Genomic DNA, 24,501 nt, shown 5'->3' on the forward strand with positions numbered 1-24,501 from the left:
AGTAAATTTCAACTAAAAGCCTGATGTGTAAATATCAGGCTTTTAGTATTTTATAGATTAATATTTCGTTTCTTGATTTTTGCAAGTGTCTAAAATCATCATAAAAACTGACTTTCCTCATGTTTTGGGGAATATGGACATTATACCTTTGGATCATAATCAAAAGCCAAAAAGCCATGAACAAGTTTAGCTTACAAATAATCAAAACCACCCTCATTGCAGTCTTTTTCTTATTTAACTACGCCACATTTGCACAATCAGACTTCACTTTAGCGTCTGGAGCAGATCTGAAAGTTACAGGAACTTCTACTTTGCACGACTGGGATATGAAATCTAGCACAGCAACAGGCAAAGCACAGATTACCTTAGAAAGTGGTAAAGTAGTCAATGCGAAAAATGTAACGATCACGATGCCAGCTGAAAGCATCAAAAGTGGTAAAAGTGGTATGGATAAGAATGCATATGCCGCGTTGAAAACAAAAGACCACAAAGATGTAAAGTTCTCTTTAAAAGAGCTGGTAGTTAAAGGAGCTGGATTTGAGGCAATTGGTGACTTTACAATAGCAGGAGTTACCAAATCGGCAAAATTCCCGGTTACTGCCAACCTTACAGGCGAAAAGGTCACTTTCAAAGGGCAACATGATTTCAAATTAACAGATTATAACATTGATCCTCCCACAGCTTTGATGGGAACAGTAAAAACAGGTAATGAAGTAAGTATCCATTTCAATGTCACATTCCAACCAACAAAATAATTAAATTATGAAAAAGTACATCCTTTCCCTAATTGCTATCGCAGGCTTATCAGCCGCTACGATGGCCCAAGGACTCCAAAGAGATATGCAATTCTGGAGATCCTATGATCAAAGAGGTATCAATGTTTTCGAAACAGGAAAAGCTGATACAGTTGAATTTGATGGTATCAAAGTAAGAGTTGGAGGTCACTTCACTCAGCAATTCCAAAGCTTAAGCCATAGCAATGCGGCTGGCTCTCCAGCACTTATCGAAATCGGCGCGGGTACTAACTTAGCTACAGCCAACTTGAATATCGACGTCGCATTGGCAGATGGTGTGAGATTGAACTTGGTGACTTATCTATCTTCTAGACACCACCCTGAAACATGGGTAAAAGGTGGGTTCTTACAAGTAGATAAATTAGGTTTCTTAGGAATCGGTAATACAGATTGGTTTGACAAGTACCTGACAGTGAGAGTAGGTCACATGGAGATCAATTATGGTGATGCTCACTTCAGAAGATCAGACAACGGTAATGCGATGTATAATCCTTTCATAGGTAATTATATCATGGATGCATTCACTACAGAAGTTGGAGGTGAAGTATTCTATCAAAATAATGGCTTCCTAGCGATGGTTGGTGTCACAGGTGGTGAAATTCAAGGCGGTATCACCCGACCAGATGACAGAAAGTTAAACTTATTAGGTAAAGTTGGTTATGATAAATATGTCACTGATGATGTGAGAGTAAGATTGACAGGGTCTATTTACACTACATCAGGGTCTGCCAGAAATACCCTGTGGGGAGGCGACAGAGCAGGTTCTAGGTATTATTTAGTAATGGATCCAGTGGGGGCAACAACAGCAGGAAACTTTACGTCAGGTAGACTAAACCCAGGTCAGACAGATAATATCACAGCTATGGTATTCAACCCATTCGTGAAAATCAAAGGCTTGGAATTGTTTGGTAACTTTGAGCAATCAAAAGGTAAAGCTGCCAACGAGCAAACTGATAGAACTTGGAACCAAATTGGAGCAGATGCTGTCTACAGAATAGGCGTAAAAGAGAATGTTTACCTTGCTGCAAGATACAATAAAGTAAGTGGTGAGTTAGCCGGTGGTAGAGATGTAAGCATTGATAGAGTTCAGATAGGCGGTGGCTGGTTTGTTACCAAGAATATACTAGCTAAACTTGAATATGTGAACCAAAACTATAACGACTTCGCTGTTGGAGATATCAGAAATGGCGGAAGGTTCAATGGCCTAATGATAGAAGGTGTCATAGGATTCTAAATTAAAAATAATCATGCGTGTTCTTATAGCATTGATTCTCGTATTCAGTCACATCTTTCCTTCAGAAAAGGAATTGATTATCAAGGAAAAGGTCATCACTGTACAAGGTCAGACCTCCTTTGGAAGCTTCAAATGTGACTACCAGAATCAAGGTTTTAAGGACACGCTTTTTGTTAATAGTGTCAAAAGCCAAAGACCAATTATTTTTGATATTCCTGTTCAGGAGTTTGGTTGTGGGAATTTTTTACTTAATAAAGACTTCAGGAAAACGATTAAGGCTGAGGAGTACCCACATGCTAAAGTTCGGGTAAACAACATGAAATTAAGAGGTAAGGACTATACCTGTGACGTAATTGTCAATATAGTAGGAAAAAGGTTAGAGTATAAAAGCTTGGAGCTTACTAACGGTGGAAATCAACTAAAAGGTAATATAATCCTTAATTTTGATGAACTCGACTTAAGTCCTCCAAAAAAACTAGGTGGGTTAATTAAAGTTGAAGAGCAACTTGCCTTGGAAATCAAACTTGGATTCTGACCCTATTTGGCAGAATCCAATAATTTTATATAAGCCTGATTAACTTTTTCAAAATCAAATTTTCCGATCACTGCTTCCATTTTGGTATTGATGTCATCTATACAAAGATTTCCTATGCTTCCTTCATGTGTATGGTTTACTTTTTCTTGATTCGGATTGAAATCATCCCTTTCAATATCCATCCCAACCATTTTATATGCATCTCTAAAAGGCACGCCTTTTAAAACAAGTTCATTCACAATTTCGACAGAGAAAACATGCTTATAGAATGGATCTTTCAGGATTTCAGGTTTGATTTTGATTTCTCTGAGCATTAAGCATGTCATATTGATACATGAAATCAGGGATTCCAAACCTGGAAAAACATGTTCTTTTAATAGTTGGAGATCACGATGATAGCCCGTAGTTGTATTGGTGAGTATTAAGGTGATAGCTTGAGGGATATTTTGAATTTGATTTGTTTTGGCTCTGATCAATTCGAATACATCTGGATTCTTTTTGTGAGGCATGATGCTACTACCAGTGGTCAACTCATCGGGAAAGGAAATAAATCCGAAGTGCTGATTCATGAAGATGCAGATATCTGCTGCCATTCTGTTCAATGTGCTGGCTAAACCTGCCATAGCAAAGGAAATAGTTTTCTCAGTTTTTCCACGACTATTTTGGGCGTTGATCACGTTGTGATGGAGATCATCAAAACCAAGTAAAGATGTAGTCAGTGTTCTGTCTAGTGGAAATGAAGAGCCGTAACCAGCCGCTGAACCTAAAGGATTTTTGTTGGCCAAATTATAGGCAGTCAAGACTAACTCAAGATCCTCTGCCAATCCCTCAGCAAAAGATCCAAACCACAATCCAAATGATGAAGGCATTGCAAGTTGTGTATGTGTATAGCCTGGCATCAAGTCTGATTGATGTTTTTTTGATAGTTTTTGGAGTAGATCAAATAATTCTTTTGACGCTTCTACCAATTCGCGGATGGCTGCTCTGTAGTAAAGTTTTAGATCAACCAAGACTTGATCATTACGCGATCTTCCGCTATGTAGTTTCTTACCAACTTCCCCATATCTTTCAGTCAACAAGAACTCCACTTGAGAGTGCACATCTTCCACCCCTTCTTGGATGTCAAATTGACCTTTTTCTATTTCTAGATAGATTTCTTTCAATCCCTTCAAAAGTATACTTAATTCTTCTTTGCTTAAGAGGTCTATTTTCTCAAGCATAATAGCATGTGCCATTGAACCTAGTACATCAAAAGGAGCTAAAAGTATGTCAAATTCAGGATCTTTGCCAATTGTGAATTGTTCGACTTCTTTGCTGCTCGTTTTATCTTTTTGCCAAAGCTTCATTAGTTATAGGGATTATGCTGTTTGAAAATATTGATGGAGTAACTTGATGTATGAAATAAAACCAGATTCAATTTCGGATAAATATATGAATTCATCTGCTGTATGCGACCTAGCTGAATCTCCAGGACCCATCTTTAGTGAAGGGAAAGGCATCAAAGCTTGATCTGATAGGGTAGGGCTACCATATTGACTGATGTTCAATTCATTTAAAACTTTTAAAATTCGGTGATTATTTGGGATTTTGGAAGAGTTAAGTCTTAATGATCTAGGTACTAGAGTGGCTTTAAGCTTAGGAGTTATTTCTTCCAATGCTTCTTCAAGAGAGTAGGCATCAGTAACTCTTAAATCCAGCGTATAATTACAAGTATCGGGTATAACATTATGCTGTGTTCCAGCTTGTATAAGCGTAGCTGTAATTTTTGTTTTTCCTAAGTATTTTGACTCTCGTTCAAATTGGTAGTTCTGAATAAATAGTAAATCATCTAGTGCCTCGTAGATTGCATTGAGACCTTCTTCTCTTGCAGCATGACCAGCTTTACCTTTGACAGTTGCATCTACTACGAGAAGGCCTTTTTCTGCTACTGCTGCTTCCATCTGAGTAGGTTCTCCAACAATTGCTAGGTCGATCTTGGGAAGCAAATTCAAAATGCTCTCAACACCATTTTTACCTGAAATCTCTTCCTCGGCAGTAGCTGCTAAGATCAGGTTGTATGAACACTCTTGGTCATAATAATGAAGGAAAGTAGCGATCAAAGCAACAAGGCATCCACCTGCATCATTACTCCCAAGACCATAAATTTTGCCATCCTCAATAAGAGGAGTGAAGGGATCTTTGGTGTAGCCGGAATTAGGCTTAACAGTATCATGGTGTGAGTTTAGCAGTACAGTGGGCTTGGATTCATCAAAGAACTTATTTTTAACAAGTATATTGTTTTGAGACCTAATTAGTGGTATTTTTCTTTCTAAGAAAAATTTATTTAGAATTTCAGCCGTTTGAGCTTCTTCTTTACTGAAAGAAGGTGTTTTGATAAGTTCTTTGAGGAGATCTATCGCTGCGTGATAATCAGGGGAAGCCACGTTCTAACTTAAAATTTTAATGAAAATTAACTTCAATTATAGGTGTTATTTATGCGTATTAAATAATTGATTTTAAATTACTAATAAAGATCATATTTATGACTTTCTATCATAGTTCCCGAGACTTTTCCTTTAGAAGCAAGAAGTAGATTTTCAGCTTTTCCTATCCAAACCAAATTGACGCCTTTCTTGAGAGCAGAGAAGGCATTATCTAATTTCGGAATCATACCAGAGTGGATTACTTGCTCTTGTTTGAGTTCTTGATAGATATCTTCATTGATCAATGGGACAATCGAGTCGTCATTTTTTTCATCAATTAACACGCCTGCTTTATTGAAACAATAATATAGATTTACCTTATGTTTTCCTGAAAGTGCCACTGCCATTTCAGAAGCTATTCCATCAGCATTAGTATTGAGGAGTTGTCCTTTTTTGTCATGAGTGATTGCGCTAATCACTGGAATGATATCATTATCTAGTAAAATTTCTAACAGGTCTGTATTCACAGCTTTAATGTCACCTACAAAGCCGTAATCTATTTTTTTTACAGGTCGCTTTTTGGATTGAATTAAGTTGCCGTCAGCACCAGTCATTCCCAATGCATTTTGTTTTAATTTTTGAAGTTTTGCTACTATCTGCTTATTGATCAATCCAGCATATACCATTGTGACGATGTCTAATGTGTCTTTGTCGGTGATTCTTCTGCCATCGATCATTTCTGGCATGACTCCGAGGCTTTCTCCAAACTTTGAAGCAAGGACTCCACCGCCATGGACTAAAATTTTTTTTCCAGGAAATCTAGAGAAAAGAAAAAGGAATTCTTCGAGTTTTTCTGGATAGTCAATGACATTTCCTCCAATTTTTATGATGCTAATATTCATGGTCTAAATAGGTTTGGTGAGTTTGGTTTTTATTCTAATATCATGCTAAGGACGGCTTGTGCCGAATAGATTCTATTTTCAGCCTGTTTTTGAACTAGACTTCTCTTTCCATCTAAAATTTCATCTGACAGCTCTATGTTTCTTCTTACAGGAAGACAATGCATTACTTTGGCTTGAGGCGCTTTATTGAGATGAGTCTCTCTAAGCATCCAAGCTGGATCTGTAGTAAGAATTTTTCCGTAGTCATTGAAGGCAGACCAGTTTTTGACATAAACAAAATCGGCTTCCTCCAAAGCCTTTTTTTGATCATACTCAATATTGGCACCTTTAGTGAACTTATCATCTAATTCATACCCTTCTGGATGGGTAATTGTTAAGTCATGCCCACATCCTAATGTCCACTCTGCAAAAGAATTAGCTACTGCATGTGGGATGGCTTTGATATGTGGAGCCCATGTGAGAACCACTTTAGGTTTTGTGCTTGAAAGTATATTTTCTTGAATAGTAATCATATCAGCCAAACTTTGTAATGGGTGCCTGATAGCACTCTCTAAAGAAATGACCGGAATACCTGAATATTTAATAAATTGATTGAAAATATAATCTTCAGAATCTTCTTTTTTGTCAACCAAGGAAGGAAAAGCTCTTACTGCTAGCACATCAAAATAAGTACCCATAACGGCTGCAGCGTCTTTGATGTGCTCCACTGTACCTTTATTCATGATAGCACCTTCTTTCATTTCCAAAGCCCAACCTTCCTTATCCATATTCATTACAATGGCTTCCATGCCAAGATTCATTGCTGCGATTTGCGTACTTGCTCTGGTTCTCAGTGATGGATTTAAAAAAATACAACCCACACGCTTCCCTAGTCCTTTAGAGATATCCATTCGGGGATTATTTTTATAAGCTAGGGCTTTTTCGATCAATTGATCTGCTAATGGTCTATTTTCGAATTGGGTGAAATGATTCATGATAGTAAAGTTCCTAATGAAAGGATAGTGAATAGGTTGATTTGAAAGTTTTTCAGCTATAATAGATTTTCTTACAATGATAATGATGTCTTGATTATATTTTAGAATATGATTATCCGCAATGACACCAGTAATTCAATAAAACGAAAGGATCAAGCGGATAATCATCAACGGACGACGGTCGACAGTCGACAACATCTGAATTTAAGGTGTGTGCGTAATAAAATATGGTTACTGGTGCGAAAGCGGATATACATATTTTAGAATAATGATTTAAGCTAAAATTTTCTTTAAACTATCTAAAAACGAAGATAATTGATTTATTTCAATATTTAAAGGTGGAAGCAAACGAATTGTATGCTTTCCTGCCGAACTTCCTGTAAATATTCTGTAAATATTCACTAAATCAGAACGAATAGGGGCAGCTTCTTTTTCTAAATCTATGCCTATCATCAAGCCTTTTCCTCTAACGTCAGTTACACCAGCGATCATTGCTAATTCACGCATCAGATACTCACCCGATTTTAGGGCATGTTCTTGTAGGCTTTCCTTTTCAAGTATTTCTAAGACTGCCAATCCAGCTGCACAAGCCAAATGATTCCCTCCAAAGGTGGTTCCTAGTAAACCGAAACTTGCTTTGATGTCTGGATGGATCAAAACACCTCCAATTGGATAGCCATTCCCCATGCCTTTAGCCATCGTAATCATATCTGGAACAAGCCCTGTGACCCATTGATGCGCAAAAAACTTACCTGTTCTCCCATATCCTGATTGAACTTCGTCAAGAATCAATTTAGCATCATAGCTCTTACATAATTCAGAAAGTTTTAGGAGAAAACCAGGATTTGGAACTTGAATCCCACCAACTCCCTGAATTCCTTCTATGATAATTCCTGCAATGTTCCCTTTTCGCAAAAGATTTTCCACTTCGGCAATTTCGTTCCAAGGTAAAATATGAAAATCTGTTCGCTGATTGCTGGGAGCGATGATTTTCGGATTATCAGTCAAAGCTACTGCTCCTGATGTCCTACCATGAAAAGCACCTGAAAAAGAAATAAAGCCAGATTTTCCTGTTCCAAAAGAGGCTAATTTGAGCGCGTTTTCATTTGCTTCAGCACCAGAGTTACATAAGAATAGGTTAAAATCTGTGTAGCCAGAAAGCTCTCCTAATTTAGTAGCCAATTGTTTTTGAATCGGTATCTGAACAGAATTGGAATAGAAGGCGATTTGATCAAGTTGGTCTTTAATCCGCTGATTGAAATGTGGATGTGAATGTCCCACAGAAATCACAGCATGACCACCGTACAAATCGAGATATTCAGCACCATTTTCATCCCAAAGTTTGGCTCCTTGTGCCTTTACAGGAGTGACATTGATCAAAGGGTAAACGTCAAATAAATTCATCTCTCTCAACTTAAAATGCGATACTCTTCAATTTTAAACCCAAATCTTCTTCCAATCCAAAAGCTAAATTAAAGTTTTGGACTGCTTGACCTGAAGCACCTTTGAGAAGGTTGTCTATAGCAGAATAAATCACCAATTGCCCTTGCTCTTTCTTGATGTGAATGATGCATTTGTTGGTATTCACCACTTGCTTCAAATCAATGTCATTTCTCGAAACATGGGTAAATGAAGCATCTTTGTAGAATGCATCATACAATTGGTATGCTTCCTCAAGTTCTCCATCAAAAGGAAAGTAGGAAGTAATCCAAATGCCTCTTGGGAAATTTCCTCTATAAGGAACAAAGAGCAACTCTGAATTGAATTCAGGTTGAATTTGCAGGAAAGTTTGTTTGATTTCCTGAAGATGCTGATGGGTGAAAAGCTTGTAAACAGACATGTTGCTGCTTCTATAGCTAAAGTGTGAGGTTTCGGCTAACTTTTTCCCAGCTCCCGAACTACCTGTGATTCCAGAGATATGAACAGGATTTTTGATCCAATTTTTTACCACAGCAGGAGCAAGGCCTAGTTGAATCGCAGTAGCAAAGCAGCCTGGATTGGCTATTTTCTTCGCTGATTTTAATTTTTCAATATTAACCTCGGGAAGTCCGTAATGGAAACCATTGCTTTCATCTCTAAAATCTGTACTCAAATCAATGATGACAGTATCATCAGAGAACTTGTATGTGTCTAGGAAGCCTTTGGTCTCGCCATGTGGCAAACCTAGAAAAACAGCATCAATTCCATCTGTAGAAACTTGATCTGTAAATATCAAATCTGTATCGCCAATCAAATCAGGATGTATTTCGGCAACGCGTTTCCCTTTTTGGCTATTGCTATGAACATAAGTCAAGTTGACCATCGGATGATGGACCAAAAGTCTCAGTAATTCTCCACCCGTATAGCCCGCTGCACCGATAATGGCTACATTAATTTTCATGATCCTGCTTGTTTACTTGATGGAAAATAGCAGTTTGGTTGCCGAGAATTTTGGTAAATCCTTTGACATCTTGTGCGGTATAACCTTTGTTCATCTCTCCATAACTTCCAAACTTGGAAGCCATCAAATCGTGCTCAGACTCTATTCCTATCAATTGGAAGCGGTAAGGATGCAGCATTACTTTGACCTTTCCAGTGACAAATATTTGTGTATCTGCCAGAAATGCTTCTAGGTTCCGCATCACAGGATCTAGATAATGTCCTTCGTGCAGGTGATTGCCATAGAATTCAGCTAGCTGATTTTTCCAGAAAGTCTGCCATTTGGTTAAAGTGTGTTTCTCAAGTAATTGGTGGGATTTGATGATAATCAAAGGTGCAGCAGCCTCAAATCCAACGCGACCTTTAATTCCAATTATCGTATCTCCCACATGAATATCTCTTCCAATTCCGAATGGAGCAGCCAATTCATTTACTTTCAATATGGCATCAACAGGATTATCAAATAGGGTGTCATTGACACCAATCAATTCTCCCTTTTCAAAGATTAGGCTTATTTCTTCGGCTTTCTCCTTAGTAACCTGAGTAGGCCAAGCTGAGTCAGGAAGTGTTTGACTGGAAGTCAAGGTTTCCTTTCCTCCAACAGAAGTTCCCCAAATCCCTTTATTGATACTGTATGCAGCTTTTTCGAAGTTCATCGAAATGCCATGTTTTTTGAGATAATCGATTTCGGCTTCTCTGCTCAACTGAAGGTCACGGATAGGAGTGATGATTTCAATGTCAGGGATGATGGTTTGAAAAATCATATCAAAACGAACTTGATCATTTCCTGCTCCTGTACTTCCGTGTGCTACACATTTAGCACCGATTTTCTTTGCATAATCAGCAAGTGTTTTTGCCTGTAAAATTCTTTCGGCTGATACAGAAAGTGGATAAGTTTGGTTTTTCAAAACATTGCCAAATACCAAGTATTTGATGACTTCCTGGTAGTAAGTTTTGGTTACATCAAGAATCGTAAATGATGAAATTCCGAGACTCGCTGCTCTTTTTTCTGTTTCTGATAGTTCTTCATCAGAAAAACCTCCTGTATTGATCAGTACTGCGTGGACTTCATATCCAAGGTCTTTGCTAAGGTGAAGTGCACAAAAAGTGGTGTCTAATCCTCCGCTATATGCTAATACTACTTTTTTCATTTTAAGATTTTTTGTAAGCTTCTGGCTTGTGGTTTAAAATAGGTTGAAGGTTTTATTCTTAGTTTTTTTGAGATTCAGCAAGACATATTTTTTCAATCTTGTCCAACGCTCAAAAAGCTTGATATTTTTCTTGAAATCATCTCGAAGGGCCAAGTCTTCATGCTGAATTTTTTGAGCCTTAGGTTCATAAAGCATAGCTGTACATAGGCAGTTTTGTCTGTTTTTGCTTTGCAGGATTTCAAAATTGACACAGCTTTGACAGCCTTTCCAAAACTGTTCGTCATCAGTCAGATCGGAGTAAGAAACAGGAATATAACCCAATTCAGAGTTGATCTTCATCACTGCTGCGCCGGTTGTCAAGCCGAATATTTTAGATTCAGGATATTTGGTTCTGCTGAGTTTGAATATTTCTTTTTTGATCAAACGAGCAAGTCCATATTTTCTAAACTGAGGAGCGACGATAAGCCCTGAGTTGGCCACATATTTTCCATGGCCCCAAGCTTCGATGTAGCAAAATCCCGCCCATTCACCATCAGATGTGGTGGCGATCACAGCTTTGCCTTCCATCATTTTGGTCATGATGTATTCAGGAGATCTTTTAGCAATCCCAGTACCTCTGGCTTTTGCTGACTGCTCCATTTCATCCGTGATCATGGAAGCATAAATTGTATGTGCCTCCGTAGCTGGCCTGATTATAAAAGAGTAATTGTCCATTGAGTGTATTGAAATAGACAGAGTGTTGACTCTTAGGTTAATTTAGAAATGATAGATTGTGGAAATAATGCTGATTGAGGTCGCCCACATAGGGCACCAAAAATTAAGATAGGGGCGTTGCCCTAAAGCTATTCCTAAATTCTCTAAGCGGAGATAAAAATAACAAAGCCATTGGACCCAAAATGTTTGGGACAATTGAAGAATAAGTTGCTATGTCTTTTTTACTGTACATGGTCTTTGTGTCAGCAAAGGTTACAAGTATTGAAACAATATGCAAATTATTATATCAATAATTTAAAAATTCAAAGAATCTATTTCAGAATCAGAAACAAATAATTGATGTTCTTTTAGTATTTGAAAAAGATAAACTACCTCCTAAAATATAAAAAGCATCAATAAAAAGATTGCTAGCAATACAGCTACCCAAGCGTATATCGGATTTCGACGGGGGAATTCAAAGTTGCAGATTGGACAAAAAACAGCTGTTTTATCTACATCCATGGCACAGGAAGGGCACTCTTTTGTTTTCATATTTTTGAACTCTTGGTGTTGAAATTTGATTGTAATGGCAATAAAACCTAAAAATCATGAAAATAGAAATTTGGTCGGATATCATGTGTCCTTTTTGTTATATCGGCAAGAGACGATTGGAATCTGCTTTGGAGAATTTTGAGTATAAAAACAATGTTGAAATCGTCTGGAAAAGCTTTTTGCTCAATCCAGATATGAAAACAGACCTTAGCAAATCTACCGCTGAATACTTAGCAGAAACCAAAGGTTGGAGCATAGAACAAACCCATCAAATCACCAATCAGGTAACAGAAATGGCGAATGGTGAAGGTTTGGTGTACAACATGGACAAAACTGTAGTCGCCAATGCGAAGAATGCACATCGCTTGTTACAACTTTCAAAAACCTTAGGAAAAGGTGATGAAATGAAAGAAAGGTTATTGAAAGCCTATTTCACAGAGGGGAAAAACATCGATGATTTCGCAACATTGGTGTCTTTGGCAGAAGAAGTTGGTCTTGAAAAAGAGCGTGTTGAAACTTGCTTGAATTCAAAAGAATTTGCAGAGAATGTCGAACAGGATATCCTTGAGTCTCGACAAATAGGAGTGAGGGGAGTTCCGTTTTTTGTGTTAGACAGAAAATTTGGCATTTCAGGTGCTCAACCTGTTGAAGTTTTTGAAGATACTTTGAATAAAGCTTGGGCTGATTTTGTAAAGGAAAACCCGATTCTCCAAATGGAAAATGGTGACCAAGGTAATGCTTGTGACATCGATGGGAATTGCGATTAAAAGAAAGGCTTTTGGAACTATCTCCAAAAGCCTTTTTTATTGAACATTAATATCTGCTTTTATTCAGTAGTTAAATCAATGATGCAAATAGCAGTTTTGAAACATTACTAACTAATTTACTGATAACCAAAAAACAATATTAATATGTCCCATATACTTTCATTCTAATTTTATAAACTGCTTCTGATGCCGTGATAAATAAGGTCTTGCGATCAGGACCTGCAAACACCACATTAGCAGTCCATTTTTCAGGAACTGGTATGTGACCGATTTCTTCACCTTTTCGATTATATATCTTCACTCCATCTTCTCCTGTCAGGTATAAATTTCCTCGATAATCTATGGTCATTCCATCTGACCCTCTATTTATGAAAACCTCTTTATTAGTTAGAAAACCATCTTCGATTATATCGTATTTGTAAACTTTTTCGGCACCTAAATCTGCTACATAGAGTGTTTTGCCATCATAAGTTCCTACGATGCCATTTGGTTTCATTAGTTTGTCATCAACTCTCATGAATTGTAGCCGATCAGCTGATAGCAGATATAAGTGTTCTCCATTTTGTTCTGACACCGCATCTCTTGTCCAATATTCTCTCTTGTAGAGTGGATCCGTGATGTACATGGTGCCTGAAGGAGTAATGAAAAGATCATTAGGACCATTTAATTTTTTGCCTTGGTAAGCCTCCAATAGGACAGTTTTATTTCCTTTATCATCAATAGACCATAATTGATTATTTTCATCTGCGCAAGCTATGATATTTCCTTCTCTATCCATAAACATGCCGTTTGAGCGTCCTGCGTCTTCCATAAAAATCTCAGTTTTATTGGTGAAAAAAGACCATTTAATAATCCTGTTATTGGGTTGATCTGTGAAGTAAACATCTCCTAGCCTAGAAACTGCTGGGCCCTCTGTGAATCCAAAGCCATCAGCAATTTTCTCAAGCTGAGCATTTTTTTCGATAAGGTTTTTTTTATCTGCGATTTGAGCTTGGGAAGTACCCAACGAAAGGGATAAAAAAATAATGACACTAAATATTTTACGCTTCATTTGATATGTGATTTATGACAGGTGAATTATTTTTCTTTGCAAGATAGGATAACGAGCCTGTTTTTTCTAATTCTATATTGTAAATGCCTTCGAGCTTGTTATTTTTGGCAAAGCCCAAGTATGAATTATGGAAAAATTTGAAGAAAAGAGTAAATCCACTTTAGATAGGTTTTTGGATTTTATAGAAAAGGCGGGAAATAAATTGCCTGACCCCGCCATGCTTTTTTTGATTTTATTACTGATCACTTGGGGGCTTTCCGCGATTCTAGCTCCGATTAATTTCAACGCATTTGATCAGATGAAAGGTCAAGAAATCCGAGTAATCAACTTATTAACAGGAGAGAAGCTTGCAGCATTTCTTTCAAATATGATTGCCATTTTTATCAATTTCCCACCTTTGGGAGTAGTCTTACTTGCTATGTTGGGTGTGGGGGTGGCTGAGCACTCTGGTTTTATCAATGCTGGATTGAAATATCTACTTGGAGTTACGCCAAAGATGCTCCTTACACCTATTTTGGTTTTGGTTGCCATAGTTAGCCATACAGCGGCTGATGCTGGATATGTGTTAGTTATTCCGCTTGGAGGAGTGATATTCTATGCTGCAGGTAGACATGCTGTTGCTGGAATAGCAGCCGCATTCGCGGGAGTATCGGGTGGTTTTAGTGCCAATTTCATCCCCTCAAGTATCGACCCATTGATTCAAAGCTATACACAGTCAGCTGCCCAGATTATTCAGCCAGACATTTCGTTGAATCCACTTAACAACATTATTTTTACTGGAATATCAAGTATGATTGTTATAGCTGTTGTATGGTATTTGACAGATAGGGTAATAGAACCTCGATTAAACAAAAACCTTAAAATAGATGAGAATATAGTTGATATTCCTAAAATGGAATCGCTAAGCTTAAAAGAAAAAAGAGCTTTTTGGTTAGGGTTTTCTACTTTGTTGATAGGAGTGATTTTGTTATTCTTTTGGGTATTGCCAGAAGATTCTGCTATGAGAGATGCTGAAGGTGCAATTACTTCCCGTTATGCTCCATTGATGGCTTCTATTGTTCCTTTGATTTTTATTCTTTTCTGGATCCCTGGGTTGGTTTATGGCTTTGCCAGTGGTGCCTATACTACGATGAAAAATATGGTAGAGGGTATGAGTAAGTCGATGGGGAGTATGTCTCATTATATTGTTATGGCATTTTTCTGTGCTTTATTTATCAATGCTTTCACGGAGTCGAAAATTGGGAGCATCGCAGCTTATAAGGGTGCTGAGTTTTTACAATCTTTGGGATTGCCTGCTCAAATTACTATAGTTGGTATTGTGATTTTAACGGCTGTTGTAAATTTGTTTGTAGGATCTGCTTCGGCTAAATGGGCACTTATCAGCCCGGTATTTGTGCCTATGTTGATGCAATTGGGTATTTCACCGGACCTTACACAGGCTGCCTATAGAGTAGGTGATTCTGTATCTAATATCATTACACCACTTTTGCCTTATTTTCCTCTGATTGTAGTATTCTGTCAAAAATATGTCAAGTCTACAGGTATTGGTACGTTGGTTTCGATTATGATACCATATTCACTGACCTTATTGGTAGTTTGGACATTGTTCCTTTTGTTATACTGGACTCTTGGGATTCCGTTGGGACTACAGTCAACTTATGAATTCGAAATGGTAAAATAAAAGCTTTTCAAGTGAAATTTATTTTAGTATGAAGATTGAATCTAGGTTTATTTTAGGTAGGTAGCTTCTTAGGATGTATTTACTTTCTTGATATGGTTTTACGCGTTGAATCATATCTAGCAACCCTGTTGGATATTGGACACTTAGTTCTTTTTCAATAAATGTATATCCCGAAAACATTCCATTTTCAAATAATAAAGCTGCTTCTTCATTTTGGTGTCTACCCATTGTTTTGATGAATAGGATTTTTTCTTCTCTCGCTATTTTTTCTAACCACTGATTAGCTCTGATATTATATTTTTCGGGCACTTCTTGGTTACAACAAGCCCCTCTACATTTGTTGTGTTCAAAATCATAGCAAGCTGATTTTGTTTTTTGTACACCTGAGAGCTTAGGACAAAGTTCATATTCAGTAATTCCGTCATTTAGAAACTTCCAAGCATCAGTATGGTTTTCAAATTGTATGATCGAAGGTTGAGAAGAAGTCACCTTGGAAACTTGAAATCTTACAAAACCTAGACTATCATGATATTGGATAATTCCCCAAGGTTGACTGATGAATTTCTGTGATATATTATATTTAGGCCAAGTTCTTTTTATTTCTTGTAGCTCTAAGAGATAAGCTAACATTTCGCTTCCTGTCAAAACCCAAGAGATGTCGTGGACCTCATTTTTCATTTCCATTTTTTGTTGTCCTTTGCTTGCACCTGAAAAGTGACTTTTGAATCTACTTTTGATATTATTTGCTTTACCGATGTAGATTATTTTGTGATTTGCATCATAAAAATAATAGATACCCGTTTTTTCGGGAAGCTGCTGATACTTTTCCTTAGAAATATTTGGTGGTAAAAATGCTTCTCCATTATTTTTTCTGAGCATTTCAGATATTAGGTTGAAATTACTGGATGCTATTTTAGAAAGAATAATCGCTGTAGCTTTGGCATCCCCATAAGCTCGATGTCGTGCTTCTATTTTAATGTCTAAATGTTCACACAACCTTCCTAAGCTATAAGACTTATAGCCAGGAAAGGCTTTTCTACTTAATCTCACTGTACAAAGCTTCGGTGTATTCAAATGAATATTTTGGTGTAAAAGTGCCTTTTGGAGAAAGGTATAATCAAAACTGACATTATGTGCTACGAAAACTCTGTCTTTCAATATCATATAGATTTCTTCAGCTATTTCTGAAAATATGGGTGAGTCTGATATCATCTCAGTATCAATACCCGTCAAACCTGTGATGTAAGCAGGGATTTGTGTCTCCGGGTTAATCAGGGTTTGATAGCTATCTGTTATTTTTTCACCATCGAAGATCAATATAGCTATCTCTGTTATACCGCGCCCAGCTGCTGGATTTCCACCAGCAGTTTCTATATCTACAATTGCAAATTCTTGGCCTTTCATGTTATAAAATTAATAAATTCAATTTTGTGCATTGTTTCAACTGACAGTATTTGTCATTGTTTATTTAGTTTCACATGGGTTTCTAGTAACACTTCCAAAAATTAAAAATATGTAAATATGATTATCCGCAATGACACCAGTAATTCAATAAAACGAAAGAATCAAGCGGATAATCGTCGACTGATGACGGTCGACCGTCGACAACAGCTGAGTTTTAGGTATGAGTCTAATAAAATATGGTTACTGGTGTGAAAGTGGATATACATATATGTAAATAACCATTTTTTAGGCTTCTAGTACAATGTATTGTTTAGTTAATTCTAGTGAATAAATTTACATTTAGTGAAACATATTCTTTTAATTTACTGTTTGATGTATATACATGTAATTTTCATATTGACTATCTGAAATAATGAAACAAGTTCCTATAATTTCTCTCCAAGAAGCCGCTGAATTGGTCAAGGATGGAGATGTTTTACTTCAAGGAGGATTTGGGATGACTGGCAACCCAGTGCACTTGATGCACGCTCTGGCAAAGACAACGACAAAAGACTTGACCTTTATTGGGAACAATGTAGGTGAACCTGGAATAGGAGGAGGAAGGCTTTTGAGAAATGGGCAGATTAAAAAGATGATCGGTTCTTTTTTTACTTCCAATCCAGAAGCAGTCAAAGCCGCTCAAGAGGGCAAAGTAGAATTTGAGTTGATTCCTCAAGGGTCATTGGCTGAGGCCATCCGAGCTGGTGGGGCTGGAATAGGAGGTTTTTATACTCCTACAGCAGAGGGAACTGTGATTGCTGAAGGAAAAGATGTGAAAGAAATAGATGGGGTGAAACAGGTATTTGTCAAAGGGATCAAAGGTGACGTAGCCTTCATTCGTGCTTGGAAAGCAGATACCGCTGGCAACCTTCAATATCGCTTGACAGAGCAAAACTTCAACCCAGCCATGGCTACAGCAGCTAAGATAGTCATTGCAGAAGTGGAAGAAATTGTACCTGTTGGAGAGCTTGATCCCAATTATATCCATACCCCAAGCTGTTTTGTGGATTATTTGGTAGAAGTGAAGTTGACAGAAGAGGATTTAGGATCCTCAGCCAAGGTGGGCAGTTCAGAAGATATTCCAGCTGATCGAATGTTGATTGCCAAAAGAGCTTTAAAAGAATTACAGAAAGGTGATGTGGTCAACTTGGGCATAGGAATTCCTACCTTAATTGCCAATTTGATCAGTCCTGAGGATGGTATCATCATGCATTCGGAAAATGGAATGTTGGGAATTGGTCCATCTCCCAAGGAAGGTGGCGCTATGGATTACCCTGTCAACGCGGGTAAAATTCCTGTTACGGCTTTACCCGGTTCATCCTACTTTGATTCTGCTGCATCTTTTGGTATGATCAGAGGAAAGCATGTAGATGTAGCTGTGATGGGCGGCTTGGAAGTAGATGAAGTAGGAAATTTGGCCAATTGGGCTGTTCCAGGAAGACCACTTTTAGGAGTTGGTGGAGCCATGGATTTGGCTTCTGGGGCTAGGAAATTGATTGTGACGATGAACCATACATCACCCAAAGGTTCCAAGATCGTGAAATCATGTAACTTGCCTTTGACAGCTAAGGCATCAGTGGATATGGTGATTACGGAGTTGGCGGTGTTTGAATTTATCAAAGGGAAATTGACCCTAACGGAACTGATGCCAGGCGTGAGTTTGGAAGAAGTGAAGAAGAATACTGAGGCGGATTTTGAAGTTAGATTGTAGATTTAAGACGTAAGATGCCAGAATGGAAAGAAGGAAAGAGAACCTTTGAAGTCTTTTTTTGATCTCGAAGGTTTTAATAGAGCCTTTGGATATCAAAATATACTCGGTAAATCCATTTTCTTTAAATACTTATTTCAATCATTGAATTAAAATCTTATGAACTACAACGCATATATTATAGATGGTATTAGAACGCCGATTGGAAATTTTGGTGGGGGATTGTCTACTGTCAGGGCTGATGATCTGGCGGCGATGGTAATCAGAGAATTGGTCAGTAGAAATCCCGCCATTCCTACTGATCAAATTGATGATGTGATTTTAGGTTGCCATAATCAGGCGGGTGAGGATAATAGAAATGTAGCGAGGATGTCGGCTCTTTTGGCAGGCCTGCCGGTGAAAGTTCCCGGAGAGACCGTCAACAGGCTTTGTGCTTCTGGGATGTCTTCTATCATTCATGCCGCTAGGGCTATAGCAGCAGGAGACGGAGATGTTTTCATTGCGGGTGGAGTAGAGCAGATGACCCGTGGACCTTTGGTGATTTCCAAGGCAAGCAGGGCGTTTGGCAATGATGCAAAAATGGAAGATTCCAGCTTTGGCTGGCGCTTCGTCAATCCCAAGATGGAGGAAATGTATGGCACAGATCCCATGGGAATCACAGCTGAAAACCTCGTGGATCAGTATCAGATCAATAGAGCAGATCAGGATTTGTTTGCATATCAATCTCAAATGAAAGCTGCAGAAGCACAAAGAAGTGGAATCTTGGCGGAGGAAATCATGCCTGTAAGCATCCCTCAGAGGAGATCCGAACCAATTGTATTTGACCAAGATGAATTCATCAAGCCTCAGACTACTGTTGAGGGATTGAACAAGCTCAGGGCCGTTTTTAAGAAAGATGGTACAGTAACTGCCGGCAACGCTTCCGGCTTAAATGATGGTGCAGCGGCAACCTTGATTGTGTCTGAGAGGATTGTCAAGGAATATGGTCTAAAGCCATTGGCTAAAATCGTAAGCTCGGCAGTAGTAGGAGTGGAGCCAAGAATCATGGGCATTGGCCCAGTTCCGGCTACAAAAAAAGCCTTGGAAAAAGCCGGTTTGACTTTAGCAGAAATGGATGTTATAGAGCTGAATGAAGCTTTTGCAGCTCAAAGTTTGGCTTGTACCAGAGTTCTAGGATTGGCAGATGACGACCCTAGGGTCAACATCAATGGTGGAGCCATTGCTTTAGGACATCCATTAGGAATGTCCGGCACTAGAATAACCTTAACTGCTGCCAAATCATTGGAGAGATTAAATAAGAAATATGCATTAGCTACCATGTGTATTGGGGTAGGGCAAGGATACGCTGTGGTTTTGGAACGCGTATAAAGTAAAAATTCCGGCTTAAACCGGAATTTTTATTTTACTTCATCAATTGCTGTTAGAATAACAGCGCAAGCTTCGTGGATTTGTTCTTCTGTAATGATCAAAGGAGGAGCAATACGCATAGCATCATCACAGAATAAAAACCAATCTGTAATCACACCTTTGTCAATTGCAAGGTCAATAATAGGTTTCAAAACATCAAATGATTCAAATTCAACAGCCATCATTAAACCTTTGTTTCTGACTCCTTTGATTTTTGGATGCTTAAGTAATTTTTTGAACAGCTCTGCTTTACCCTCCACTTGATCCAAAAGATTTTCTTTTTGAATCACCTCTATCGTGGCTAGTGATGCCGCTGCACTCACAGGATGTCCTCCAAATGTGGTAATGTGTCCAAGTAGAGGGTTATTTTTGAAAACCCCCATGACTTCTCTATTTGCTACAAAAGCCCCAATTGGCATACCACCACCCATGCCTTTGGCACAAACCAAAATATCTGGAACTATATCAAAGTGCTCAAAAGCCCAAAACTTTCCTGTTCTACCAAATCCTGCTTGGATTTCGTCTAGGATCAATAAAGTACCTGTTTCGTTGCAACGCTTTCTCAATGCTTGGAAGTAATTGCTACAAGCGACTTTGATTCCAGCTTCTCCCTGAATAGTTTCTATGATGACGGCAGCTGTATCAGTTGTAATTTCTAATAGTTGATGAAACGAGCCGTAGACCACATTTTTGATACCTGGAAGTAATGGTCTATAGGCTCTCTTAAATATTTCATTTCCTCCAACTGAGAGTGAACCATGGGAAGATCCATGGTAAGCATTGATACAGGAGATGATTTCTCTTCTATTGGTGTATCTTTTGGCTAATTTCAGCGCTCCTTCTACGGCTTCACTACCGCTATTCACGAGGTAGACATTGTCCAAATGCTCAGGCAAAGTATCAGTTAGTGCTTTTGCTAATTTGGTTTGTGGACTTTGTACATATTCACCATATACCATCAAGTGGAGGTATTTATCCAATTGCTCTTGAATTGCAGTCAAGACTTTCGGGTGTCTATGGCCTACATTACTCACACCAATACCAGAAATCAAATCTAAATACCTCTTTCCTTCTGGTCCATACATGTACACTCCTTCCGCCTTTTCGATTTCAATCATCAAAGGGAAGTCGGTGGTTTGTGCTAAGTGGGAAAGAAATAATTGTCTATTATTCATTCTTTATATTAGTTCAGTAGATTTTGGTTCAAGTAGCTATTTGATTTTTCTAAACCTGAAAAATATTCCAAGTGGAAGTTTCTTTGCAAACCTATCTACTAAATACAACTCTCCATGTTCAGCGTTGTTAACTTCCTTGAAATTAGAATTCACCAAATTGGCAGCGATGATAGAAGAGAAGCTCAAAGAGTACATATTGAGTATAAGAAAATGATGCTCTGGCTCTAAAAGTTCTGCGCAAAGTTTCAACATTTCATTGATTTGCTCTTCCAAAATCCACTTTTCACCATCGGGGCCACGTCCATAAGCCGGTGGATCTAGGATAATACCATGGTATTTATTACCTCTTCTGACTTCTCTTTTAATAAATTTCATGGCATCATCTACTATCCAGCGAATATCATTCAGATTAGAGGACTCCATGTTATGTTTAGACCAGGTCACTACTTGCTTTACAGAATCAAGGTGGGTCACATCTGCTCCCGCAGCCTTAGCCGCCACACTTGCAGCTCCAGTATAGGCAAAGAGATTCAAGACTTTAGGGTTCTTTACAGGCAATTTTTTGATTGTATCAGAAATATAATCCCAATTCACTGCCTGTTCGGGAAATAAGCCAATGTGCTTAAAAGAAGTCATTGCCAAGTTCAAAATAAGTTTTACTTGATCTTGGTTATTATATTTTATTTGCCAGTTATGAGGGATTTTTTTTTGCTCTATCCATTGTCCTTTTTCAGGGTTGTTTTTTTCTTTAGCAAAAATGGCGTGAGCCATGCTATTCCATTCGTCTGAAGATAAACTTTTATCCCAAATAGCTTGTGGCTCAGGTCTGCTAAGAATAAAAGACCCAAAACGTTCTAGTTTTTCAAATCCACCGGTATCGATCAATTCATAATCCTCCCAATACTGTGGAGTCAATGACAAAATTGTTTCCTTCATCTTGCAAAAATAAAGATATAATTGAAGGCGTGTATAAATGATTCGAATTTGCTGGTTAATTTCCTATATTTATTACCCATAATATGCTCATGATCAAGGATTATTTTATTATGAAATTTCTATTTATTTTCGGATTGACTTTTATTCAGGTTTTAACTCTTGTCGCGCAAAATGACAAGGATGTTGCTTATTACGAGCAAGGTTTTGATGTGATCATGATCAATGCAAGAAGTACAGGAATCAAAGGAACGCCATTTTTATTTGATCATGCACTTTACGGAAATATCACGCTGAAATCAGGAAAACAACATGAAAAAATTCCTTTTAACATTGATTTACTAAAAGAAGAGCTTATCATTCAGGCTGAAGGAAATAATGAGTTACCACTTCCTGTTCGAAATTGGGTGAGTTTAGAAACTTTAGGTGAAGTCAAAAGAGAGTTTAGGATCGAAATGATTCATGCTAAACCTAAGATTGTGGAGTATATTGGGGAATGGGAGGGATCTATCGTTGTAGCATTGCATGGCAAAAAAATTGTAAAGCCTACGGCAACTCGGGACAGCTATTCTCCAAGGCAGTTTGATACATATACTCATAGTGTTAGTTATTTTAGAATATCAGGGATGTCCCAAGAGGAATTTAAAGTCAATCAATTTATCAAAGAAATAGGAAGCAGTGAAGCTAAGAATTTGATCAAAGCTAATAAATGGAAGATCGATGATCCTGTTGATTTTAAAAATCTCCTTCAAGCATTACAAACTAAGAGGCTATTGCTTTAAAGCCAATCTGCTAACAATTCCTCACATTTAGTCCATAGCTTTACACGCATATTTTTAGATAAAGCTGAAGAGGATGGTTGTATTGCTTTTGAGTTTTTGAAGTATGATCCATTAAAGCTTTCGGGAAGTTCTGACTTTGCCAAAAAGATGCTAGTCTTTGCACCATCTTCCGGACTGATCATAAATGGAGATGCAAGCTTCCAAAGAAAAGCAAAAACACCACTTGTATCCGATCCAAAATTGGTTTTGACTACTCCAGGGTGAAGCGCATAGCTTTTAAGACCGATACTTCCATATTTATCAACAAGTGATTTTGTAAACAGGATATTGAAAAGCTTTACATTGGCATAAGCACCAAATGAACTGTAATTAATCTCTCTGTAATTAAGGTCTGTAAACTTCACTCTGGCTGCTCTGTGAGCTTCAGAGCTGACATTGATTACTTTAGAACCTTTGGCTTTTAGTAATAGTGGCATTAATTTTTGGGTCAAAAGAAAATGCCCTAGGTGGTTTGCAGCAAGACTTGTTTCAAATTGATCTTTGGTAAATTCTTTTTGCTTGAATATTCCCCCTGCATTGTTGATCAGAACATCAAGTTGATCGCAATGATTAGATAATTCTTGGGCAGCATTCACTACAGAGTCCATATCAGTCAAATCACAATAAATAAAAATGCATTTTTGTTGAGAGTCTATTTTTAATTCGCGTAACAAATTTTCTGCTTTTTGCTTATTTCTTGCCAAAATGAATAATTGATTAAATACAAGAACAAGATTTTTCAAAGTATATTCACCAATTCCTGATGTGGCTCCAGTAATCGCTAGATTCATAATTTTAACTTTACAAATAAACCAAAGTGGTTCTAAAATGTTATAGAAAGGCTTAAAAATGAAATTTTGTATAATGAAATAAAACTTATATTTAAGGCAAAATTTAGTAATTTTAGGCTTTTGAAATTTTAATATTTCAAAAAATATAGAAACTTATTCTTTACTGTTGTTTTATAAATATTGTGATAGTCAATGTTTTAAAAGGAACTTGTGAGGATATATTGACTTAATTCCGATAAAATAGTGAAAGTAAAAGAACCATTTATTGATGTAGAGAAAATATTGAAGGATAAAAATCCTAAACTTCATCGCTGGTTACCTTCTTTTGTACTTAGCTATATCAAAAGGATTGTTCATGAAGGTGAGGTAAACCGCATTATGGCCAAGAATGGTCATCTTCAAGGTCTTGATTTTGTGAATGCCTTAATTGAAGAATTTGGTGTTGTAGTAGAGCTCAAGGGTGAGAAAAATATACCGATGGGTAGATCTGTCATATTCGCATCCAATCATCCATTAGGGGGTATGGATGGAATAGCTTTTATGTATGCACTTGGAAAGTATAGATCAGATATTCGCTTTCTAGTCAATGACATTCTTACCAATATCAAGAATTTTGAACCGATGTTTATACCTGTTAACAAGCATGGTGCTAATACAAGAGAGGTGACAAAATTAATCGAAGAAACTTATGCTGGAGAACACGCCATTTTGGTTTTCCCGGCAGGGCTAGTCTCAAGAAAGCAAAATGGTAAAATTAAAGATCTAGAGTGGAAAAAAAGCTTTATCAGTAAAGCCAAAAGATACAAGAAAGATATTGTACCAGTTTATATTGAAGGCAAGAATTCTAACTTCTTCTATAACTTGGCTATGATTCGGAAAAACATAGGTATCAAAGCCAACATTGAAATGTTTTATCTATCAGACGAGATGTTTTCGCAAAAAGGTAAAAAAGTAGTAATTCATGTGGGAAAACCTATTTCTTATCAGTATTTTGATTCATCAAAAAGTGAAAAGGAGTGGGCGGAAGAAATTAAAGAGACCGTTTATCAAATGGCCAAAAAATAAGGTT

The 24,501-nt window shown here is 37.6% G+C and carries 22 protein-coding genes; 9 read left to right on the forward strand and 13 right to left on the reverse strand.

Annotation, left to right across the window (positions count from 1 at the left end):
* Window positions 1–176: 176 nt before the first annotated feature.
* From CHB66_RS07915 to CHB66_RS07925, 3 genes are read left to right on the forward strand one after another with little or no spacing between them, the layout of a single operon-like run.
* Entirely contained in the window at window positions 177–755 is a 579-nt protein-coding gene (locus CHB66_RS07915; protein ID WP_089239866.1) for a YceI family protein, read from the forward strand.
* Window positions 756–762: 7 nt separating this feature from the next.
* A complete protein-coding gene (locus CHB66_RS07920) occupies window positions 763–2,028 on the forward strand; it encodes a hypothetical protein (RefSeq protein ID WP_089239728.1) in 1,266 nt (421 codons plus the stop codon).
* 13 nt (window positions 2,029–2,041) lie between these two features.
* Window positions 2,042–2,563, forward strand: coding sequence for a hypothetical protein (locus tag CHB66_RS07925; protein ID WP_089239730.1), 522 nt, complete (start codon window positions 2,042–2,044; stop codon window positions 2,561–2,563).
* A 2-nt stretch (window positions 2,564–2,565) separates the two neighbouring features.
* Here CHB66_RS07925 and argH read toward each other — a convergent pair whose 3' ends face one another.
* The 8 genes from argH to CHB66_RS07965 form a co-directional block, all read right to left on the reverse strand.
* The gene (argH, locus tag CHB66_RS07930; protein ID WP_089239732.1) at window positions 2,566–3,909 is read right to left on the reverse strand and encodes an argininosuccinate lyase; all 1,344 of its coding nucleotides are present in this window, start codon (window positions 3,907–3,909) and stop codon (window positions 2,566–2,568) included.
* Window positions 3,910–3,921: 12 nt separating this feature from the next.
* Window positions 3,922–4,986, reverse strand: a complete 1,065-nt coding sequence (locus CHB66_RS07935) for a M20 family metallo-hydrolase (RefSeq protein WP_089239734.1) — start codon at window positions 4,984–4,986, stop codon at window positions 3,922–3,924.
* Window positions 4,987–5,066: 80 nt separating this feature from the next.
* The gene (gene argB / locus CHB66_RS07940; protein ID WP_089239736.1) at window positions 5,067–5,867 is read right to left on the reverse strand and encodes an acetylglutamate kinase; all 801 of its coding nucleotides are present in this window, start codon (window positions 5,865–5,867) and stop codon (window positions 5,067–5,069) included.
* A gap of 29 nt (window positions 5,868–5,896) precedes the next feature.
* Window positions 5,897–6,841 carry a Rossmann-fold NAD(P)-binding domain-containing protein gene (locus tag CHB66_RS07945; RefSeq protein ID WP_089239738.1) on the reverse strand — a complete coding sequence of 315 codons (945 nt, stop codon included), beginning with the start codon at window positions 6,839–6,841 and terminating at the stop codon, window positions 5,897–5,899.
* A 273-nt stretch (window positions 6,842–7,114) separates the two neighbouring features.
* Window positions 7,115–8,245 carry an aspartate aminotransferase family protein gene (locus tag CHB66_RS07950; RefSeq protein ID WP_089239740.1) on the reverse strand — a complete coding sequence of 377 codons (1,131 nt, stop codon included), beginning with the start codon at window positions 8,243–8,245 and terminating at the stop codon, window positions 7,115–7,117.
* Window positions 8,246–8,255: 10 nt separating this feature from the next.
* Window positions 8,256–9,224 carry an N-acetyl-gamma-glutamyl-phosphate reductase gene (gene argC, locus CHB66_RS07955; RefSeq protein WP_212668448.1) on the reverse strand — a complete coding sequence of 323 codons (969 nt, stop codon included), beginning with the start codon at window positions 9,222–9,224 and terminating at the stop codon, window positions 8,256–8,258.
* The gene (locus tag CHB66_RS07960) at window positions 9,211–10,410 is read right to left on the reverse strand and encodes an argininosuccinate synthase (RefSeq protein ID WP_089239744.1); all 1,200 of its coding nucleotides are present in this window, start codon (window positions 10,408–10,410) and stop codon (window positions 9,211–9,213) included. The genes argC and CHB66_RS07960 overlap by 14 nt, the downstream gene beginning before the upstream one ends.
* A gap of 33 nt (window positions 10,411–10,443) precedes the next feature.
* On the reverse strand, window positions 10,444–11,124 hold the full coding sequence (locus CHB66_RS07965) for a GNAT family N-acetyltransferase (protein WP_089239746.1): 681 nt from the start codon (window positions 11,122–11,124) through the stop codon (window positions 10,444–10,446).
* A 587-nt stretch (window positions 11,125–11,711) separates the two neighbouring features.
* On the opposite strand from CHB66_RS07965, the gene CHB66_RS07970 reads away from it, so the two are divergent.
* Window positions 11,712–12,422 (forward strand): DsbA family oxidoreductase, encoded by a 711-nt coding sequence (locus CHB66_RS07970; protein WP_089239748.1) that lies wholly within the window; start codon window positions 11,712–11,714, stop codon window positions 12,420–12,422.
* 139 nt (window positions 12,423–12,561) lie between these two features.
* Here CHB66_RS07970 and CHB66_RS07975 read toward each other — a convergent pair whose 3' ends face one another.
* Window positions 12,562–13,473: an SMP-30/gluconolactonase/LRE family protein gene (locus CHB66_RS07975; protein ID WP_089239750.1), complete on the reverse strand. Its 912-nt coding sequence runs from the start codon at window positions 13,471–13,473 to the stop codon at window positions 12,562–12,564.
* Between the two features lie 127 nt (window positions 13,474–13,600).
* Between CHB66_RS07975 and CHB66_RS07980 the strand changes: the two genes are divergently transcribed.
* A complete protein-coding gene (locus CHB66_RS07980; protein WP_089239752.1) occupies window positions 13,601–15,154 on the forward strand; it encodes an AbgT family transporter in 1,554 nt (517 codons plus the stop codon).
* 18 nt (window positions 15,155–15,172) lie between these two features.
* Here the strand turns inward: CHB66_RS07980 and CHB66_RS07985 are convergent, their stop codons facing one another.
* On the reverse strand, window positions 15,173–16,558 hold the full coding sequence (locus tag CHB66_RS07985; protein ID WP_089239754.1) for an exonuclease domain-containing protein: 1,386 nt from the start codon (window positions 16,556–16,558) through the stop codon (window positions 15,173–15,175).
* A 412-nt stretch (window positions 16,559–16,970) separates the two neighbouring features.
* Here CHB66_RS07985 and CHB66_RS07990 point away from each other — a divergent pair, with 412 nt between their 5' ends.
* Window positions 16,971–18,308 (forward strand): 3-oxoacid CoA-transferase, encoded by a 1,338-nt coding sequence (locus tag CHB66_RS07990; RefSeq protein WP_089239756.1) that lies wholly within the window; start codon window positions 16,971–16,973, stop codon window positions 18,306–18,308.
* A 156-nt stretch (window positions 18,309–18,464) separates the two neighbouring features.
* On the forward strand, window positions 18,465–19,673 hold the full coding sequence (gene pcaF, locus CHB66_RS07995; protein ID WP_089239758.1) for a 3-oxoadipyl-CoA thiolase: 1,209 nt from the start codon (window positions 18,465–18,467) through the stop codon (window positions 19,671–19,673).
* 29 nt (window positions 19,674–19,702) lie between these two features.
* Here the strand turns inward: pcaF and CHB66_RS08000 are convergent, their stop codons facing one another.
* The gene (locus CHB66_RS08000) at window positions 19,703–20,887 is read right to left on the reverse strand and encodes an aspartate aminotransferase family protein (RefSeq protein WP_089239760.1); all 1,185 of its coding nucleotides are present in this window, start codon (window positions 20,885–20,887) and stop codon (window positions 19,703–19,705) included.
* A 36-nt stretch (window positions 20,888–20,923) separates the two neighbouring features.
* Complete coding sequence (locus CHB66_RS08005) at window positions 20,924–21,823, reverse strand: class I SAM-dependent methyltransferase (protein WP_089239762.1); 900 nt, start codon at window positions 21,821–21,823, stop codon at window positions 20,924–20,926.
* A 110-nt stretch (window positions 21,824–21,933) separates the two neighbouring features.
* Here CHB66_RS08005 and CHB66_RS08010 point away from each other — a divergent pair, with 110 nt between their 5' ends.
* Window positions 21,934–22,602: a hypothetical protein gene (locus CHB66_RS08010; RefSeq protein ID WP_141107380.1), complete on the forward strand. Its 669-nt coding sequence runs from the start codon at window positions 21,934–21,936 to the stop codon at window positions 22,600–22,602.
* Here CHB66_RS08010 and CHB66_RS08015 read toward each other — a convergent pair.
* Window positions 22,599–23,432 carry an SDR family NAD(P)-dependent oxidoreductase gene (locus CHB66_RS08015; protein ID WP_089239766.1) on the reverse strand — a complete coding sequence of 278 codons (834 nt, stop codon included), beginning with the start codon at window positions 23,430–23,432 and terminating at the stop codon, window positions 22,599–22,601. The genes CHB66_RS08010 and CHB66_RS08015 overlap by 4 nt on opposite strands.
* Before the next feature lie 243 nt (window positions 23,433–23,675).
* On the opposite strand from CHB66_RS08015, the gene CHB66_RS08020 reads away from it, so the two are divergent.
* Entirely contained in the window at window positions 23,676–24,497 is an 822-nt protein-coding gene (locus CHB66_RS08020; protein WP_089239768.1) for a 1-acyl-sn-glycerol-3-phosphate acyltransferase, read from the forward strand.
* The last annotated feature ends 4 nt before the right edge of the window (window positions 24,498–24,501 follow it).

Origin of the sequence: Belliella buryatensis, assembly GCF_900188245.1 — a bacterium.
Taxonomy (GTDB): domain Bacteria; phylum Bacteroidota; class Bacteroidia; order Cytophagales; family Cyclobacteriaceae; genus Belliella; species Belliella buryatensis.

Excerpts from the sequence above, each read along its gene's own strand:
- CHB66_RS07925 (WP_089239730.1), top strand. The coding sequence starts at position 2,042 with ATGCGTGTTCTTATAGCATTGATTCTCGTATTCAGTCACATCTTTCCT.
- CHB66_RS07980 (WP_089239752.1), top strand. The coding sequence starts at position 13,601 with ATGGAAAAATTTGAAGAAAAGAGTAAATCCACTTTAGATAGGTTTTTG.
- CHB66_RS08010 (WP_141107380.1), top strand. The coding sequence starts at position 21,934 with ATGAAATTTCTATTTATTTTCGGATTGACTTTTATTCAGGTTTTAACT.
- CHB66_RS08000 (WP_089239760.1), bottom strand. The coding sequence starts at position 20,887 with ATGAATAATAGACAATTATTTCTTTCCCACTTAGCACAAACCACCGAC.
- CHB66_RS07945 (WP_089239738.1), bottom strand. The coding sequence starts at position 6,841 with ATGAATCATTTCACCCAATTCGAAAATAGACCATTAGCAGATCAATTG.
- CHB66_RS07970 (WP_089239748.1), top strand. The coding sequence starts at position 11,712 with ATGAAAATAGAAATTTGGTCGGATATCATGTGTCCTTTTTGTTATATC.
- argH (WP_089239732.1), bottom strand. The coding sequence starts at position 3,909 with ATGAAGCTTTGGCAAAAAGATAAAACGAGCAGCAAAGAAGTCGAACAA.
- CHB66_RS07920 (WP_089239728.1), top strand. The coding sequence starts at position 763 with ATGAAAAAGTACATCCTTTCCCTAATTGCTATCGCAGGCTTATCAGCC.
- CHB66_RS08015 (WP_089239766.1), bottom strand. The coding sequence starts at position 23,432 with ATGAATCTAGCGATTACTGGAGCCACATCAGGAATTGGTGAATATACT.
- CHB66_RS07960 (WP_089239744.1), bottom strand. The coding sequence starts at position 10,410 with ATGAAAAAAGTAGTATTAGCATATAGCGGAGGATTAGACACCACTTTT.
- CHB66_RS07990 (WP_089239756.1), top strand. The coding sequence starts at position 16,971 with ATGAAACAAGTTCCTATAATTTCTCTCCAAGAAGCCGCTGAATTGGTC.
- pcaF (WP_089239758.1), top strand. The coding sequence starts at position 18,465 with ATGAACTACAACGCATATATTATAGATGGTATTAGAACGCCGATTGGA.
- CHB66_RS08005 (WP_089239762.1), bottom strand. The coding sequence starts at position 21,823 with ATGAAGGAAACAATTTTGTCATTGACTCCACAGTATTGGGAGGATTAT.
- CHB66_RS07985 (WP_089239754.1), bottom strand. The coding sequence starts at position 16,558 with ATGAAAGGCCAAGAATTTGCAATTGTAGATATAGAAACTGCTGGTGGA.
- CHB66_RS07975 (WP_089239750.1), bottom strand. The coding sequence starts at position 13,473 with ATGAAGCGTAAAATATTTAGTGTCATTATTTTTTTATCCCTTTCGTTG.
- CHB66_RS07950 (WP_089239740.1), bottom strand. The coding sequence starts at position 8,245 with ATGAATTTATTTGACGTTTACCCTTTGATCAATGTCACTCCTGTAAAG.
- CHB66_RS07965 (WP_089239746.1), bottom strand. The coding sequence starts at position 11,124 with ATGGACAATTACTCTTTTATAATCAGGCCAGCTACGGAGGCACATACA.
- CHB66_RS07915 (WP_089239866.1), top strand. The coding sequence starts at position 177 with ATGAACAAGTTTAGCTTACAAATAATCAAAACCACCCTCATTGCAGTC.
- argB (WP_089239736.1), bottom strand. The coding sequence starts at position 5,867 with ATGAATATTAGCATCATAAAAATTGGAGGAAATGTCATTGACTATCCA.